A 14,527-nucleotide genomic window follows, 5' to 3' on the forward strand; every position below is an offset into this window, starting at 1 on the left:
ACCCAGGCCGGCGACGAGGTCATCATGGGACCGACGGGTCGGCCGTACCACGGCTTCGACACCCCCAAAAAGCTCGACCAGCACGGTCCGGCACGCATCATCGCGCTGTGCAACCAGAAGGGTGGCGTCGGCAAGACGACCACCTCGATCAACCTGGCCGCGGCCCTGGCCGGCTACGGGCGCAAGGTGCTCGCCGTCGACTTCGACCCGCAGGGCGCGCTGTCCGCCGGACTGGGTGTCGCAACGCACGACGTCCCCACGGTCTACGACCTGCTGCTGGATCCGAAACGTGACGCGCACGAGGTCATCGTGGAGACCGCGGTGGAGGGTCTGGACATCCTCCCGGCCAACATCGACCTCTCCGCGGCCGAGGTGCACCTGGTCAACGAGGTCGCGCGCGAGATGATCCTCTCCCGCGTGCTGCGTCAGGTCGCCGGTGAGTACGACGTCATCCTGATCGACTGCCAGCCCTCGCTCGGCCTGCTCACCGTCAACGCGCTGACCGCCAGCCACGGCGTCCTGATCCCCCTGGAGTGCGAGTTCTTCGCCCTGCGCGGTGTCGCGCTGCTGATCGAGACGATCGACAAGGTCCGCGATCGCCTGAACCCCTCGATCGAACTCGATGGCGTTCTCGCCACGATGTACGACCCCCGCACTCTGCATTCGCGCGAAGTGCTGGAGCGCGTCGTCGACGCCTTCGGCGATGACGTCCTGGAGACCGTGATCGGCCGTACCGTGAAGTTCCCGGACGCGTCCGTCGCCGGCATGCCCATCACGGAGTTCGCGCCCGAGCATCCCGCCGCGCAGGCGTACCTGCGCCTCGCGCGGGAGTTGGTCTCCCGTGGCGCCGTCGCCTGACGACGCCCCGGGTGCGGCGGTCGCGCCGGCCGAGGAGGGCAGCGGCTTCCGTGTGTCCCTCGGCAACTTCGACGGCCCGTTCGACCTGCTGCTGACGCTGATCTCGCAGCATGAGATGGACATCACCGAGGTGTCCCTGAGTCGAGTGACGGACGAGTTCATCGCGTACCTTCGCGACCTGGACGATCCGTCCGAGCTCGATCAGGCCTCCCAGTTCCTGGTCGTCGCAGCGACCCTCCTGGACATGAAGGTGGCCGGGCTCCTGCCGCAGGGCGAACTCGTGGACGCGGAGTCCGTGGCGTTGCTGGAAGCCCGCGACCTGCTGTTCGCGCGGTTGCTTCAGTACCGCGCCTTCAAGGAGGTCGCGGTCTGGTTCCAAGGACGCTTGGAGAGCGAGGACCGTCGCCATGCGCGCGCGGTGCGGCTGGACGAGAAGTTCCGCGCGCGCGTTCCGGAGCTCATCTGGACGGCGTCGCTCGAGGATTTCACCGCCACTGCGCTGCTGGCGTTCGCGCCGAAGGCGCTGCCCACCGTGGGTCTGGATCATCTGCACGCCCCCCTGGTGTCGATCCGCGAGCAGGCGGCGATCGTGGTCAGTGCGCTGCGCAGCCGAGAGTCGATGACCTTCCGCGAACTGATCGCCGGGGTCGACACCGCCGGGGTGATCGTCGCCCGCTTCGTTTCCGTCCTCGAGCTGTACCGGCACGCGGCCCTGTCCTTCGAGCAGCTCGAACCGCTCGGCGAGCTCACGCTGCGGTGGACCGCGCAGACCTGGTCCGAGGACACCCTCGCCACATTGGGAGCCGACTATGACCGATGACATGGACGTCGCAGAGCGCGTGCTCACCGACCGTGAGATCGCCCAGCGGCTGGAGGCGATCCTGCTCGTCGCCGAAGAACCGCAGGCCGTGGTGAGCCTCGCCGCGGCGGTCGGCGCGCCCACCAAGGCCGTGCGTCGAGTGATCGCCGAGCTCGTCGCGGACTACGACGGTGAGTCCGGGGGACCGGTGCGCGGGTTCGAGCTGCGCGAGGTCGGCGGGGGCTGGCGTTTTTACGTCCGCGTGGAGCAGGACACACTGGTCAGCGACTATGTCAACGCTCAGGCGCCCGCGCGGCTGTCCCAGGCGGCGCTGGAGACCCTCGCGGTGATCGCGTACAAGCAGCCGGTCAGCCGCAGCCAGGTCGCCGCCATCCGCGCCGTGAACGTCGATTCGGTCGTCCGGACGCTCGTCGCGCGGGGGCTCATCACGGAACTTTTCACCGACGCCGAGACCGGCGCCATCAACTACGGCACCACCGATCTGCTGCTGAGCAACCTCGGCATCAACTCGCTGGACGAACTGCCGCCGATCTCGCCGTTGCTCGATGACGGCGCGGACGGCTTCGACGAAGGGATCTCATGACCGAGCAGGACGGCGTCCGCCTCCAGAAGGCGCTGGCGCACGCCGGTGTCGCCTCCCGGCGCGTGGTGGAGGAGATGATCACCGCCGGGCGCATCCGCGTGAACGGTGAGGTCGTCACCGAGCTCGGCTCGCGACTGAACCCGGAGACCGACCTCGTGGACGTGGACGGCACGGCCGTCCAGCTGGACACGACCAAGCGCTACGTCATGCTGAACAAGCCCACCGGGGTGGTCAGTTCCATGAAGGACGAGCAGGGCCGCCCGGACCTTCGTCGCTTCACGAGCGAGTTCGAGGAGCGGCTCTACAACGTCGGGCGTCTGGACGCGGAGACCAGCGGTCTGCTGGTGCTGACGAACGACGGCGACCTCGCGCACGTGCTCTCGCACCCGTCCTTCGGCGTGACGAAGGTCTACATCGCGAAGGTGCGCGGGTCCGTGACCCCGCAGACGATCGCGAAGCTGACCAAGGGGATCGAACTCGAGGATGGCCCGATCGCCGCCGACAAGGCCCGATTGCTGGACTCCTCGAAGGGCACGAGCCTGGTGGAGCTGACCCTGCACTCGGGACGCAACCGGATCGTCCGGCGCATGATGGCCGAGGTGGGTCACCCCGTCATCGAGCTGGTGCGGCGGCAGTTCGGCCCCCTTCACCTCGGCACGCTCGCCGCCGGCGCGATGCGCGAACTGAACGCAGCCGAGCGCGGAGCCCTGCTGACGATCGCACGCGACGCTCAGGAGTGACCAGCGCCTTCCGGATCGAGACGCGCTCGCGACACACGCCGGGGGCGCTGTTCGACGTGTCCCTCGACATCGACGAGCACGTCGGGTCGATGGCGGCGTCCGGCGAGCAGGCGGTTGCGGGGACGGTCTCGGGGCGGATCGGCCTGGGAGAGACCGTGACCTGGCGTGCCCGGCATTTCGGAGTGCGCTGGCGGATGACGTCCCGGATCGAGGAGCTGGACCGGCCGCACCGCTTCGTGGACGCGCAGGTGCGGGGTCCGTTCCGGTCCTTCCGGCACACGCACACGTTCGTCCGGGAGGGCGATCAGACGGTGATGACCGACGAGATCGAGCTCGCATCGCCCGTGTTCGGCCGTCTCGCCGAGCGCCTGGTTCTGGTGCCGTACCTCCGGCGCCTCATCCGCCGTCGCAATGCGCACCTGCTCGCCGTGCTCGACGCTCGCTGAGCGGCGATCGGTGCGGTCTGCTCAGCGGGCGTAGGTCAACACGGCGTAGGCCACGGTGTCCGGTGTCGTCTCGCCGGTGATCCGCAGCTGCACGTCTTGATGCGCGGAAGAGGCGGGGGTCGCCGTGTTCTGCGTCTCGTGGCCGTCGCAGGGGCCCTCGCCGCTGGTGATGAGTGTGCCGCTGGTCGTCGTCACTTCGTAGCCCAGCCGGGTCGCGCCGCTGCAGGCGAAGATGACCTGCGTGCCGTCCGTGTTGGGATCGATCGTCACGGTGACGCTGTGATCTTCGTTGGATTCGACGAAGGCGCGGGCGATCTCGTTCGGGCCGGTTGGCGGCTGCGTGATCGTCGGGGCGGGGGCAGCGAGCGTCGGCGCCGTCGTCGGGGTCGGCGACGCGGTCGCCCTCTCCGGCTTGTCGTCGGCGGTGCAGCCGGAGAGCAGCAGCGAGCCCGCGATCGCGGTCCCGAGGATCCATCGTCGTGCTGTCATGTCCGCGCCCGTCGTCGAGTGGTCGTGCGATGAGGATAGCGGTGCCGGTGGGCACCCCGTGTCGGCGCGCGAGCGCGCGCCGGTAGACTGGGACGTCGGCGCTCGAGACATCGCGCCGCCCGGGGATCCCCGGAGGCGAGATATCAGGAGACACCGTGACCGAGACCGCGAACGCGCTGCGCGTCGCGCCGCGACTGGAGGGCACCGTCCGCATCGTCGGCGCGGGGCTGCTCGGCGCGAGCATCGGCCACGCGCTGCGGCTGAAGGGCCTGGACGTCGTCCTCGCGGACACGTCACCGGCGCAGCTCCGGCTCGCGATCGACTACGGCGCCGGACGTGCGGAGCGCGACGATGACCGTCCGGTGCTCGTCGTCGTGGCGGTGCCGCCGGATGTCACCGCGGCCGTGATCGCCGCGGAGCTCGCGCGCTTCCCGGACGCCGTCGTGACCGACGTCGCCAGTGTCAAGCTGGAGCCGTTGCACGCGCTGCGTGAGCGCGGCATCGACCTCACCCACTACATCGGCTCGCACCCGCTCGCCGGTCGGGAGCGCGGCGGTGCCATCTCGGCGCGCGCGGACATCTTCGTCGGTCGTCCCTGGGTCGTCTGCCGCGACGAGGAGACGCCGCGCCGCGACCTCGCCCTTGTCGAGGCGCTGGCCCTGGACCTCGGTGCCATGCCGGTGGAGATGACGCCGGAGGAGCACGACCGGTCCGTCGCCCTCACCTCGCACGTGCCGCAGCTGGTCGCGTCGCTCCTGGCCGGACGGTTCCGCGACGTGGACGAGGGCCTGCTGCGGCTCGCCGGTGGTGGCGTGCGGGACACGACGCGCATCGCGGCGTCCGCTCCCGAACTGTGGGTGCAGATCCTCGGTGCCAATGCGGCTCCGGTCGTCGATGTCCTCGATGCGCTCGCGGCGGATCTGGCCGCGGTCGCGGACGCCCTGCGCGTTCCGGACGCTCCGGGCGCCCGCCGTGACGTCGCCGAGACGATCCGCCGCGGCAACGAGGGTGTCGAGCGCCTGCCCGGCAAGCACGGACAGACCCGGGCCTTCGAGACCATCGTCGTCATGGTGGACGACACCGCCGGTCAGCTGGGGCGCCTGTTCGGCGACCTCGGGGAGCTCGGGGTGAACGTCGAGGACCTGCGCCTGGAGCACTCGCCGGGCGCGCAGTTCGGTCTCGCCGAGATCAGCGTGGACCCCGCGATCGCGGTGCCGGCGCAGGACGGGCTCCAGTCGCGCGGCTGGCGGATTGCGAGTATGAATGACTGACACGTTCATCGTCGCCATTGACGGACCCGCCGGGAGCGGCAAGTCGAGCGTCTCCAAGGAGATCGCTCGTCGCCGCGGCTACGGCTACCTCGACACCGGGGCTGCGTATCGCGCGCTGGCATGGCATGTTCTCGAGCGCGGTGACAGCACCGAGGATCCCTCGGCCGTCCTCGCGGCGCTGGACGACTTCGACCTCGCTCTCGGGCTCGACCCGGACGAGCGTCGCGTGAGCGTCGGCGGCGTCGACGTCACCACAGACATCCGTGACACCCGGGTTTCCGGTGCGGTCAGTGGTGTCGCGCGTGTCCCGGCGGTGCGCGTGCGGCTGAACGAGATGTTCCGTGCCATCGTGGCCGATTCCGGACTGGAAGCGGTCTCCATCGAGGGGCGCGACATCACCACCGTGGTGGCTCCGGACGCCCCGGTGCGGATCCTGCTGACGGCGTCGCCCGAGGTGCGCGCCGCCCGACGTGGGCTGGAGATGGCGGGACAGGACGCGGCCGCGGTCGCCGAGGCGCTGCACAAGCGCGATGCGTCCGATTCCGCCGTTGTCGACTTCTTCGAGCCCGCACCGGGCGTGGAGCTGGTCGACTCGACCGATCTTGATTTCGAAGGCACCATTGAAGCGGTGCTCGCGGTCATCGACCGCGCGACGGGAGGCAGTAATGGCCACTGAAGAAGAGTACGAGGGCGGTCCCGACCACCTCGAGGACACCCTGGCGGACCTTGACGAGGAGCTCGCCGAAGCCCGCGCCGCGTCCCTGCGCGCGAGCCTGGAGGACTACGACCTGGACGAGGAGGACGAGCAGCTCCTTGAGGTCGTCCAGCTCGGCCCGGACGGGATCGAGTACCTCCCGGCGCTGCCCGTGGTCGCGATCGTGGGGCGTCCGAACGTCGGCAAGTCCGCGCTCGTGAACCGCATCCTCGGTCGTCGTGAGGCCGTCGTGGAGGACACCCCCGGTGTCACGCGCGACCGCGTCACGTACAAGGCGGAGTGGCTGGGCCGCCGCTTCTCGCTGGTGGACACCGGCGGGTGGGAGCCGGACGCGCGCGGCATCGACGCGTCCGTCGCCGCGCAGGCCGAGATCGCCATCGACCTGTGCGATGTCGTGCTGTTCGTCGTGGATGCCATGGTCGGTGCGACGCACACCGACGAGCACGTCGTGAAGCTGCTGCGCCGCAGCGGCAAGCCGGTGTTCCTGGTCGCGAACAAGATCGACGACGGTCGGCAGGAGCCGGAGGCCGCGGCGCTGTGGAACCTCGGTCTCGGCGAACCGCACCCCGTGTCCGCGATCCACGGCCGCGGTGTCGCGGACCTGCTGGACGAGGTCATGAAGGTGCTGCCGACGGTGTCCGCCGTCGCCAAGCACGAGATCGGCGGACCGCGCCGTGTCGCGATCCTCGGTCGGCCGAACGTCGGCAAGTCCTCGCTGCTGAACAAGGCCGCGGGGGAGGAGCGCGTGGTCGTCAACGACCTCGCCGGCACCACCCGCGACCCGGTCGACGAGATCGTCGAGCTCGGTGGAAGGCTCTGGACCTTCGTCGACACCGCCGGTATCCGTCGTCGCGTGCACCTGCAGCAGGGCGCGGACTTCTACGCGTCGCTGCGCACGTCCGCCGCGCTGGAGAAGGCCGAAGTCGCCGTCGTGGTGCTGGACGTCAGCCAGCCGATCAGCGAGCAGGACGTGCGCATCATCGACCTGGTGCTCGAATCCGGCCGCGCGCTGGTGCTCGCGTACAACAAGTGGGATCTGCTGGACGATGACCGTCGCCGGTACCTGGAGCGGGAGATCGAGCAGGACCTGGCGCACGTCGCCTGGGCGCCGCGCGTGAACATCTCCGCGCGGACCGGTCGTCACCTGGAGAAGCTGGTGCCCGCGCTCGAGCTGGCCCTGGACTCGTGGGACACCCGTATTCCGACCGGCAAGTTCAACGCGTTCGTCGCCGAGCTCGTGGCCGAGCACCCGCACCCGGTGCGCGGTGGCAAGCAGCCGCGCATCCTGTTCGGTACCCAGGTCGCGACGCGTCCGCCGACATTCGTGCTGTTCACGACCGGTTTCCTGGACCCCGGCTACCGCCGGTTCATCCAGCGCCGCCTTCGTGAGATCTACGGCTTCGAGGGGTCGCCGATCGTGCTGAACATGCGCGTTCGGGAGAAGCGGCAGCGCTGATCCAGCCGGACACGGGAGGTAATTCTTCCGGCGCGGTCCGCGCATGGGGGCCGTTCCGGTGCCTACGCTGGGACGGTGACGATCGTTCCTCCTGAGCCCGGTGAACCGCGTCGACCGCAGGGCCCGCGTGACCCCGGTGATGCCTGGGTCATCGCGGAGTCGGGGGAGCGGTACTGGGGGCGCTTCGGCGCCGCCGGATTGCTCGCGGTTGACGAGCATCGGGGTGTTCTGCTGCAGCACCGGGTCGCGTGGAGCCATTTCGGCGGCACCTGGGGCATTCCGGGTGGCGCGCTGCACGAGGGCGAATCGGTGATCAGCGGTGCGCTGCGCGAGTCCTCGGAGGAGGCCGGTGTGCCGGGCGCGTCGGTGCGGCCGCTGCTCGCCCACACGCTGGACAAGCAGGTCTGGAGCTACACCACGATCGTCGCGACCGTGGTGGAGCCGTTCACGCCGGAGATCACGGATCCGGAGAGCGTCGAGCTGCGCTGGGTGCCCAAGGACGAGGTGCTCGACCTGCCGCTGCATCCCGGGTTCGCCGCGGCGTGGCCGGAGCTCGTGCGGCTGATGGATGTGCGGCCGGTGATCGTCGTCGACGTGGCGAACCTCATGGGTTCGCAGCCGGACGGCTGGTGGAAGGACCGCGCCGGTGCTGCTCAGCGCTGGCTGGAGCGGCTGGCCGACCTCGCTGCGGAAGGGATTGATGCGGCGCGGTTCGGGCGTCCGGGGATTCGGTTCTATCCGTGGATCGTGGCCGTGCTGGAGGGGGCGGCGCGCGACGCGGCGGATGTGGACGGGATTCATATCGTGCGCGCGCCCGGGGCTGGAGATGACGCGGTGGTCGCCGCGGTCGCGCTGGCGGGTGATGAGGTGGACCTCGAACCCGACGTCACGGCGGTGACGAGTGACCGTGAGCTGCAGGAGCGCGTGCGCGCGCTCGGAGTCGTGGCCGAGGGTGTGTCGTGGCTTCGGGAGCTGATCGACGAGGTTCCTTCCCGGGGCTGAGTCGCCGGCGGGGTCGTCGGGGTTCGGTGAGATCTGCGGCTCGGCGCCGGCGAGTCGAAGCGCCATTCCGTGCGTGGCGGAGGTTCTCGTGTTGCGTTCCGGCGTTGTCGCGTTCATTTCGCTTAAGACCGCACGGGTTGTCGGGGCGGGTGGGTTCACGTGTCGGCGCGCGGATGTCGGTGTGGTTGGGTCGGGTGCGCTGGGTGTGGGCGGAGTTCTCCCTGGACATCACGCACCCCGCTTCGGCTGTCCCGCGGCCCGTGGGCCGGTGGGTTGCCAGGTCTGGGTGGTGTCGATCCAGTCGGGTGGTCGCACTTCCGGGACGCCGTCGTTCATCCGGATGTCCCAGCGCATGCGGTCGATGAATCGGTGGTGGTGCCAGCAGATCAGCACCCCGTTGTCGACATCCGTCTGACCGACCCTGGACCATTCCTTCACGTGGTGGATCTCGCACCACCGGGCTGGGGTGTGGCATCCGGGGATGACGCAGGACCGGTCGCGGACGGTGATCGCTCGCCGCTGGTCGGGGGAGAAGAAGCGCTTGTCGATGGTGAGCTTGACGATGTTTCCGTTGGGGGCGGTGGTGAGGTGTTGGATGGTGCCACAGCATCCGACGTGCTTGGCGGCGGCGAACGGGACCGGCACATCCGTCCCGGTGCCATCGGCTCCGGGGATGGTGGCCCACCCCTCACCGGCACGAACGGTGTCTTCCGTCGCGTGGATCACCAGCACGGGTGCGCCGCCGCCGTTGGTCGGCATGTCCGGAGCATTGGGGACCGCGGCAAGGATCGTGCCGGGGGCGTCATGGTTCCGTTGCGCCATCGTGCGCGCATCCGCGTTCTCGTCGGATTCGTCCGAGGGCCGGAACTTCACGCCCGCGGGCTGGCCGTGGGGGTTGTTGATCGAATCCAGCAACACCGACAGTGCACCCGCGACATCCGGGACGAGTTGACCCGAGACGGGCACGAGCCCGTTGCGCTTGACCCCGAGCCTCAGGGCCCGACCCCGGAAGGACTTTTCTTCTTCATCCTCGGCACCGGTGATGTCCAGGTCGGTGGCGAGCCGGAGGGAGAGCTCGCGGAGCGTGTCGCACATGACCGGCGCGCCGGTGGTCGTGGTCATCGCCGCGAGAACCTCGTCAACCTCCGCGAGATCCGCCGGCTCGACGCGATCCTTGATCTCCCGCAGGGGCCGGGTCGCGGCTTCCAGCCCGTCCGCCCCGATGGCGCCGGTGGTGAGCGCCTCACGGAGGGCGGGGAACTCGGCCGGCTTCTGCTCACCCGAGGACAACACCCGGGCGGGCTTGATCGTCGCGGCGAGTCGGCTCCACCGCTTGACGGTGGTGGGGGCGGCACCCGTGGTGCGTTGCAGGACTTCGTTCGCACTGCGGCAGTCGGAGGAAACGTCGAAGCGCTCCGCCGTGGCGGAGCGCTTCTCGATGACACCGGTCAGTTCGATCGCGGCGGCTTCTGATTGCCGGAGCATGTCTCCGACGCTGATCGCGAACCCGAGAACGTCCTCCCGAGACGCCTCACCGAGGGTGCCGGAGGCGAGGATGGAACGGAGGTCGGCGACGGCGTGAGCCATCGTCTCCCGGGTCTGTTCCATCGTCGTGTTCATAACCCATATTTTACGCCGGGGCACCGACAGCGGACGTTGAATATCCCAGGCTGTGGATAGATTTCGGCCTGTGGAGATGAGGTTGCTCTCACCCCCGATCGAGCCACGCATCTCACGCCGTTTCGTCTCGCTGGTGCGTGCTCACAAGAGGGGTGTCGGCCCGGAAATCGGGAACGTCAGCCGGCCTCCGGAACGCTCCCGCCCACCGGGCAGTCTTAAGCCGAAGCCCAGCCCCTTCTCCTCCCCGAAGCGCGGCAGGAACGGCCGCGCGCGTAGAAGCGCACCCGACCCGCCCATCCCGAGAGCCGTGCGCCGGGGCGAGAACGCGAGCGCCCGCAGAACCCGTGTCGTCCGAAGCCGCAGGAAACCCGGCCCCGCAAAAAGGAGGGGCGCGGCAGAAACCGCACCCCTCCTGAACGAAAGAAGCAGGGCCGCCTCGACAGTCGAGATCGCGAGACTGAATCGAGTCGCAGGAACCGCCGCCCGGACAGAGACCGACCGCCTACTCGCGGCCGCGGAGCCGATCGATGTCGCGGCGCTCGCGTTTGGTGGGGCGTCCAGCACCCCGGTCGCGCGCGGCGAACAGCGCGTCCGGGCGCGGTCTCTCGGGCGTGCGATCCTCCACCGCTGCGGCCGCCAACGGTGCCCCGACGCGCTTCGAGATCGTCTGCCGCACCACGAGGATGCGGTCGAAGCCGCTGATGCGAACCCGCAACTCGTCACCGACGCGCACCGGCTGGGCGGCCTTGGCCCGTTCACCGCCCACGCGCACGTGTCCGGCGCGGCAGGCCGAGGTCGCGGCGGACCGGGTCTTGTAGATGCGGACGGCCCAGAGCCAGCTGTCCACCCGGACGCTATCGCTCACTCCGTGCCCGCCTGCCGGGACCGCAACGTGCCGATCACGCCGGCGGCGAGCAGGCCTTGGCCGATGCAGTACGTCGCCATGACGAGCGGGTCGCTGACCTGCACGGGCATGACGTCCGGTCGGAAGATCTGGAACGCGAGCAGGGTGTCGGATGCGAGGAAGAACAGCGCACCGACAAGCACCATGGGGGAGCAGCGTGTGGCGAACGCAGCCGTGAGACCGAGGACGAGACCGTACAGTGCCACCGCGACGAACAGTTCCTTCGCAGCCGGACCGATCAGCGCCAGCATCGCCGCGTACCACCCGACGAACAGGAGCGCCCACCACGAGAACGGCCGGATCGAGATGTGGCGCCAGAGCAGCACGATGTAGGCCAGGTGGGCGATGCCGAAGAACGCGAGCATCATGGGCAACGTCGGCAGGAAGGGCACGAACGTTCCTGCGCCGTCGCCCAACCAGGAGAACAGCTGTGCGATCAGCAGCAGCGTCAGCGCCGCGGTGGCGCGCAGCCCCCGGCCGGTCATGATGACCGCGAACGCGAGCAGCGGCATGAGCAGGAGCTTCGTCGGGCCGGCGACGGCGTCCAGCTGCAGGATCAACGCCACCACGTGGACGATCGAGACCACGATAAACGGCAGATACGCCCACCGCGGGATTCGGCCCCGGACGACGCGCGACCGGGAGTCGTTGACGCTCGGGGCGGTGCTGAGGTCTTCCTCGGATCGCGCCATTGCGGCTCCTTCGCTGGGGTTCACCTCATGCTAGGACGAGGATTCCCCGACCCTCGGCAGCGACAGGGACATCACCGCACGTCCGGTCTTCGGCCGCGCGGCCACGGCGAACCCCGCTCGCTGAAACATCGCGACGGTGCCGAGGAAGAGCTCGTTGACGCTGCGCTGGACCTCCGCCGTGTCCACCGGGTAGGCCTCGACGACGCGTGCTCCGTTCTCCTGCGCGAAGGCGACCGCCGCCGTCGCCAGGGTTTCCGTCAGTCCGAGCCGACGGTGATCGCGTCGAACGGAGAAGCACGTGATCGCCCACACGTCCGTGGCGTCGGCCGGTTCGCTCGAGCCGGCGGCCACGATGCGGGTCCGCCCGATGCGCGGCTGCGCCGGCCGCGGACCGACCCGGACCCATCCCGCGGCGACACCGTCGACGTACGCCACGAGTCCCGGCACGGGGCTGCGGGCGGTTTCCGCCCGCAGCAGCTCTTCCTTGTCCGCGCGCGAGGAGCCGGAGAACTCGCGCTGGGTCATCAGCCACCACTGGCACTGACAGGAAGCGCCGTCGCCGCCACCGGTGAGCGTGTGCTGCAGGTCATCGAACCGGTCTGCAGTGACCGGCGAAACACTGATCGAGGTCATGGCCGCGACGGTACTCCGCCCCGCCGACATGCTCAGCGCACACGCCGGATCGGCAGTACGGCGAGTCCGCCCAGGATTCCGAACACGATCGCCGCGACGTACAGGGCGGTGTAGTTCTCCCCGCCGCCGATGGCCAGCAGCGGCACCGCGATGATCGGCACCAGCAACTGGGGGATCTGGTAGGACAGCGCGACGATGCCGAGGTCCTTCCCGGCGTCGTCGAAGTTCGGGAGCACCTCCGTCATCAGAGCGACGTCAACCGACACGTACGCGCCCTGCGCCGCCCCGACGATCGTGATGCCGACGAAGAACCCGCCGAGTCCCGGAGCCAGGATGGCGATCAGCAGCCCGACGGCGGACAGCGCGCAGGAGATCCAGATGATCGGCTTGCGCCGACCCGTCCGGTCTGAGATCCACCCGAACAGCAGCGCCATCGCGATGTTGCCGACGGTGAAGACGATCAGCGCGGTCGCCTGCACGCCGGACGCCTCCTCCTTGGGGATGCCGAGGTGGTCGATGATGAAGAACAGCAGGTAGGTGGACACCGACACGATCGACATCGTCACCAGCAGACGGCAGGCCCACGCCCAGAAGAAGTCGCGATAGCGCACCGGGTCGAGCCAGTAGGTGTCCAGCAGGTCGCGCCATCGCCACCGTGGGGGCGCGTCGGTGCGCACGATGTCGTGCAGACCGAAGAACAGCAGGACGCTGAACAACGCGCCGAGCACGCCCGGCAGGACGAACCAGGCCCACTGCGCATCATTGGGCAGTCCGGCGATCAGCAGCGCGCCCGCGATCAGAGCGACGCCGCCGGACGCACTCGCGGCCGCCGCGACCCGCGCGCGGATCCGTGTCGGAATCTGATCGGCGAGCAGCGCGTGCACCGCGGCGTTCGAAGCTCCGAACCCGGCCTGCACGACCACCCAACCGATCACGATGGTCCAGAGCGAACCGGAGAAGCCGAGGAGGACGGCGCCCAGGAGCCCCACCACCGAACCCCAGAGGATCCACGGTCGCCGCTTGCCGAGCCGTGACATGGTCCGGTCGGACAGTCTGCCCGCCAGCGGGGTGAGGATCATCACGACCGCCCCGCCGATCGCCGCCGTGATGGACAGGTCCAGTCCCTTCCCCGCCTCGTCCAGGAACGCGAAGGCCTTCGGGATCGAGGCGCCGCCGATCGTGCCGGTGGCCAGGGTGATTCCGAACCAGGCGAGAATGTACAGCGCCAGGAAACCACGCGGTTGCCTTCTTCCCGGCACGGTGTCGCCCGCGGGGGTCGCGGTGATGCGGGGGAGCGTCGGGGTGTGCTCGTGATCGGGGGCGGACATCATCGTCTCCTTCGTTCAGTGGTGGTAGGCGCGAACGAGCGCGTCAGTGAGATATCGCTGCCACTCGCGAGCGGCGGCGAAGGTGGCGGTCAGGCCGACCGACCCGTGGACATGTCCCGTCCCCAGATACACGTTCACGGGCACGTCGGCGGTGGTGAGGCGGCGGGCGTAGGCGATCGCCGAGTCGCGGAGGGGGTCGTATTCCGCGGCGAGAATGAGCGTGGACGGCAGTTCGGACAGGTCCACCGCGGACAGTGGTGATGCCTGGTCACGGGGTGTTCCTTCCGGGGCATAGAGCCGGGCGACGGCCTCTGCGTCGTCCACCCCGAACCCCTCGCCGTACAGTGCCGCCGACTCGCCGACGGGCTCGAGCGACGCCGGCAGCACCTCCAGCGCCTGATGCATCAGGGGGCTGTCTCCGCGGTCGCGCAGCGCGAGTGCGGCGCTGGCCGCGATGAGCGCCCCCGCCGAATTCCCCCCGATGCCGACGCGCGCCGGATCAGCCCCGAGCGCGGGGTCCGTGACGGCCGCGTCCACCGCTGCCAGTGCGTCCTCGATCCCGGCCGGGAACGGGTGCTCCGGGGCGAGCGCGTAGTCGACGGACAGGATCTGGATGCGCGCATCGCGCGAGCGAGCGCCGCAGAGCCGGTCGTTGAGAATCTCGTCCGGCGTCCCGGCCCAGAAGCCCCCGCCGTGCAGCCAGACCTGGGTGGGCAGGAGACCGGAGGCGTCTGCGGGACGATAGCGGCGAATTCGCAGGTCGCCGAGCGGTCCGTCGATCGACACGTCGTCGATCACGACATCGTCCGGTTCCGGCGAGGTGAACTCCTCGGCGAGCACGTCCGAGAGGAGGCGGGCGCCGAGCCGCCGCTGCGGAAAGTCTGAGGCGGCGAGTTCCGGAATCGTCGACGCAAGCTCGGCGATGCGACGCTGCCATTCGAGGATGGCGGGGTCGAGTGTCACCGGCGGT

General features: G+C 69.6%; 16 protein-coding genes. 9 read left to right on the forward strand and 7 right to left on the reverse strand.

The annotated features are described in order from the left end of the window. Positions 1-24 precede the first annotated feature (24 nt). From BN1193_RS03080 to BN1193_RS03100, 5 genes are read left to right on the forward strand one after another with little or no spacing between them, the layout of a single operon-like run. A complete protein-coding gene (locus tag BN1193_RS03080) occupies positions 25-858 on the forward strand; it encodes a ParA family protein (RefSeq protein ID WP_052460464.1) in 834 nt (277 codons plus the stop codon). After that, positions 842-1,678, forward strand: coding sequence for a segregation and condensation protein A (locus tag BN1193_RS03085; RefSeq protein ID WP_040164033.1), 837 nt, complete (start codon positions 842-844; stop codon positions 1,676-1,678). Before BN1193_RS03080 ends, BN1193_RS03085 begins: the two co-directional genes overlap by 17 nt. Beyond that, complete coding sequence (gene scpB, locus BN1193_RS03090) at positions 1,668-2,261, forward strand: SMC-Scp complex subunit ScpB (RefSeq protein ID WP_040164034.1); 594 nt, start codon at positions 1,668-1,670, stop codon at positions 2,259-2,261. The genes BN1193_RS03085 and scpB overlap by 11 nt, the downstream gene beginning before the upstream one ends. Continuing rightward, positions 2,258-3,001, forward strand: coding sequence for a pseudouridine synthase (locus BN1193_RS03095; RefSeq protein ID WP_040164036.1), 744 nt, complete (start codon positions 2,258-2,260; stop codon positions 2,999-3,001). Before scpB ends, BN1193_RS03095 begins: the two co-directional genes overlap by 4 nt. Next, positions 2,998-3,447 carry an SRPBCC family protein gene (locus BN1193_RS03100; RefSeq protein WP_040164039.1) on the forward strand — a complete coding sequence of 150 codons (450 nt, stop codon included), beginning with the start codon at positions 2,998-3,000 and terminating at the stop codon, positions 3,445-3,447. The genes BN1193_RS03095 and BN1193_RS03100 overlap by 4 nt, the downstream gene beginning before the upstream one ends. A 21-nt stretch (positions 3,448-3,468) precedes the next feature. Here the strand turns inward: BN1193_RS03100 and BN1193_RS03105 are convergent, their stop codons facing one another. Continuing rightward, positions 3,469-3,936: a hypothetical protein gene (locus BN1193_RS03105; protein ID WP_040164041.1), complete on the reverse strand. Its 468-nt coding sequence runs from the start codon at positions 3,934-3,936 to the stop codon at positions 3,469-3,471. A gap of 155 nt (positions 3,937-4,091) precedes the next feature. Between BN1193_RS03105 and BN1193_RS03110 the strand changes: the two genes are divergently transcribed. The 4 genes from BN1193_RS03110 (at position 4,092) to BN1193_RS03125 (ending at position 8,380) form a co-directional block, all read left to right on the forward strand. Beyond that, positions 4,092-5,207, forward strand: coding sequence for a prephenate dehydrogenase (locus tag BN1193_RS03110; protein WP_040164043.1), 1,116 nt, complete (start codon positions 4,092-4,094; stop codon positions 5,205-5,207). After that, positions 5,200-5,883, forward strand: a complete 684-nt coding sequence (gene cmk / locus BN1193_RS03115) for a (d)CMP kinase (protein ID WP_040164044.1) — start codon at positions 5,200-5,202, stop codon at positions 5,881-5,883. The genes BN1193_RS03110 and cmk overlap by 8 nt, the downstream gene beginning before the upstream one ends. Continuing rightward, positions 5,873-7,378 (forward strand): ribosome biogenesis GTPase Der, encoded by a 1,506-nt coding sequence (der, locus tag BN1193_RS03120; RefSeq protein ID WP_040164046.1) that lies wholly within the window; start codon positions 5,873-5,875, stop codon positions 7,376-7,378. The genes cmk and der overlap by 11 nt, the downstream gene beginning before the upstream one ends. A gap of 75 nt (positions 7,379-7,453) precedes the next feature. Next, positions 7,454-8,380 (forward strand): NUDIX domain-containing protein, encoded by a 927-nt coding sequence (locus BN1193_RS03125; RefSeq protein ID WP_040164047.1) that lies wholly within the window; start codon positions 7,454-7,456, stop codon positions 8,378-8,380. Positions 8,381-8,608: 228 nt separating this feature from the next. On the opposite strand, the gene BN1193_RS03130 is transcribed toward BN1193_RS03125, so the two are convergent. The 6 genes from BN1193_RS03130 to BN1193_RS03155 all read right to left on the reverse strand — a co-directional run bounded on the left by BN1193_RS03130 (position 8,609) and on the right by BN1193_RS03155 (position 14,520). Then, a complete protein-coding gene (locus BN1193_RS03130; protein WP_040164048.1) occupies positions 8,609-10,000 on the reverse strand; it encodes an HNH endonuclease signature motif containing protein in 1,392 nt (463 codons plus the stop codon). Positions 10,001-10,502: 502 nt separating this feature from the next. Next, positions 10,503-10,865, reverse strand: a complete 363-nt coding sequence (locus tag BN1193_RS03135; RefSeq protein ID WP_040164050.1) for an RNA-binding S4 domain-containing protein — start codon at positions 10,863-10,865, stop codon at positions 10,503-10,505. Continuing rightward, complete coding sequence (locus BN1193_RS03140) at positions 10,862-11,596, reverse strand: lysoplasmalogenase (protein ID WP_094770246.1); 735 nt, start codon at positions 11,594-11,596, stop codon at positions 10,862-10,864. The genes BN1193_RS03135 and BN1193_RS03140 overlap by 4 nt, the downstream gene beginning before the upstream one ends. 30 nt (positions 11,597-11,626) lie before the next feature. Beyond that, complete coding sequence (locus BN1193_RS03145; protein WP_040164052.1) at positions 11,627-12,229, reverse strand: GNAT family N-acetyltransferase; 603 nt, start codon at positions 12,227-12,229, stop codon at positions 11,627-11,629. A gap of 32 nt (positions 12,230-12,261) precedes the next feature. Then, positions 12,262-13,557: an MFS transporter gene (locus tag BN1193_RS03150; RefSeq protein WP_195907788.1), complete on the reverse strand. Its 1,296-nt coding sequence runs from the start codon at positions 13,555-13,557 to the stop codon at positions 12,262-12,264. Positions 13,558-13,572: 15 nt separating this feature from the next. After that, positions 13,573-14,520, reverse strand: a complete 948-nt coding sequence (locus BN1193_RS03155; protein ID WP_195907790.1) for an alpha/beta hydrolase fold domain-containing protein — start codon at positions 14,518-14,520, stop codon at positions 13,573-13,575. Between the last annotated feature and the right edge of the window lie 7 nt (positions 14,521-14,527).

Source organism: Microbacterium gorillae (assembly GCF_000826185.2).
Lineage (GTDB): Bacteria > Actinomycetota > Actinomycetes > Actinomycetales > Microbacteriaceae > Microbacterium > Microbacterium gorillae.

Excerpts from the sequence above, each read along its gene's own strand:
- BN1193_RS03140 (WP_094770246.1), bottom strand. The coding sequence starts at position 11,596 with ATGGCGCGATCCGAGGAAGACCTCAGCACCGCCCCGAGCGTCAACGAC.
- BN1193_RS03080 (WP_052460464.1), top strand. The coding sequence starts at position 25 with ATGGGACCGACGGGTCGGCCGTACCACGGCTTCGACACCCCCAAAAAG.
- BN1193_RS03145 (WP_040164052.1), bottom strand. The coding sequence starts at position 12,229 with ATGACCTCGATCAGTGTTTCGCCGGTCACTGCAGACCGGTTCGATGAC.
- BN1193_RS03130 (WP_040164048.1), bottom strand. The coding sequence starts at position 10,000 with ATGAACACGACGATGGAACAGACCCGGGAGACGATGGCTCACGCCGTC.
- BN1193_RS03150 (WP_195907788.1), bottom strand. The coding sequence starts at position 13,557 with ATGTCCGCCCCCGATCACGAGCACACCCCGACGCTCCCCCGCATCACC.
- BN1193_RS03095 (WP_040164036.1), top strand. The coding sequence starts at position 2,258 with ATGACCGAGCAGGACGGCGTCCGCCTCCAGAAGGCGCTGGCGCACGCC.
- der (WP_040164046.1), top strand. The coding sequence starts at position 5,873 with ATGGCCACTGAAGAAGAGTACGAGGGCGGTCCCGACCACCTCGAGGAC.
- scpB (WP_040164034.1), top strand. The coding sequence starts at position 1,668 with ATGACCGATGACATGGACGTCGCAGAGCGCGTGCTCACCGACCGTGAG.
- BN1193_RS03105 (WP_040164041.1), bottom strand. The coding sequence starts at position 3,936 with ATGACAGCACGACGATGGATCCTCGGGACCGCGATCGCGGGCTCGCTG.
- cmk (WP_040164044.1), top strand. The coding sequence starts at position 5,200 with ATGACTGACACGTTCATCGTCGCCATTGACGGACCCGCCGGGAGCGGC.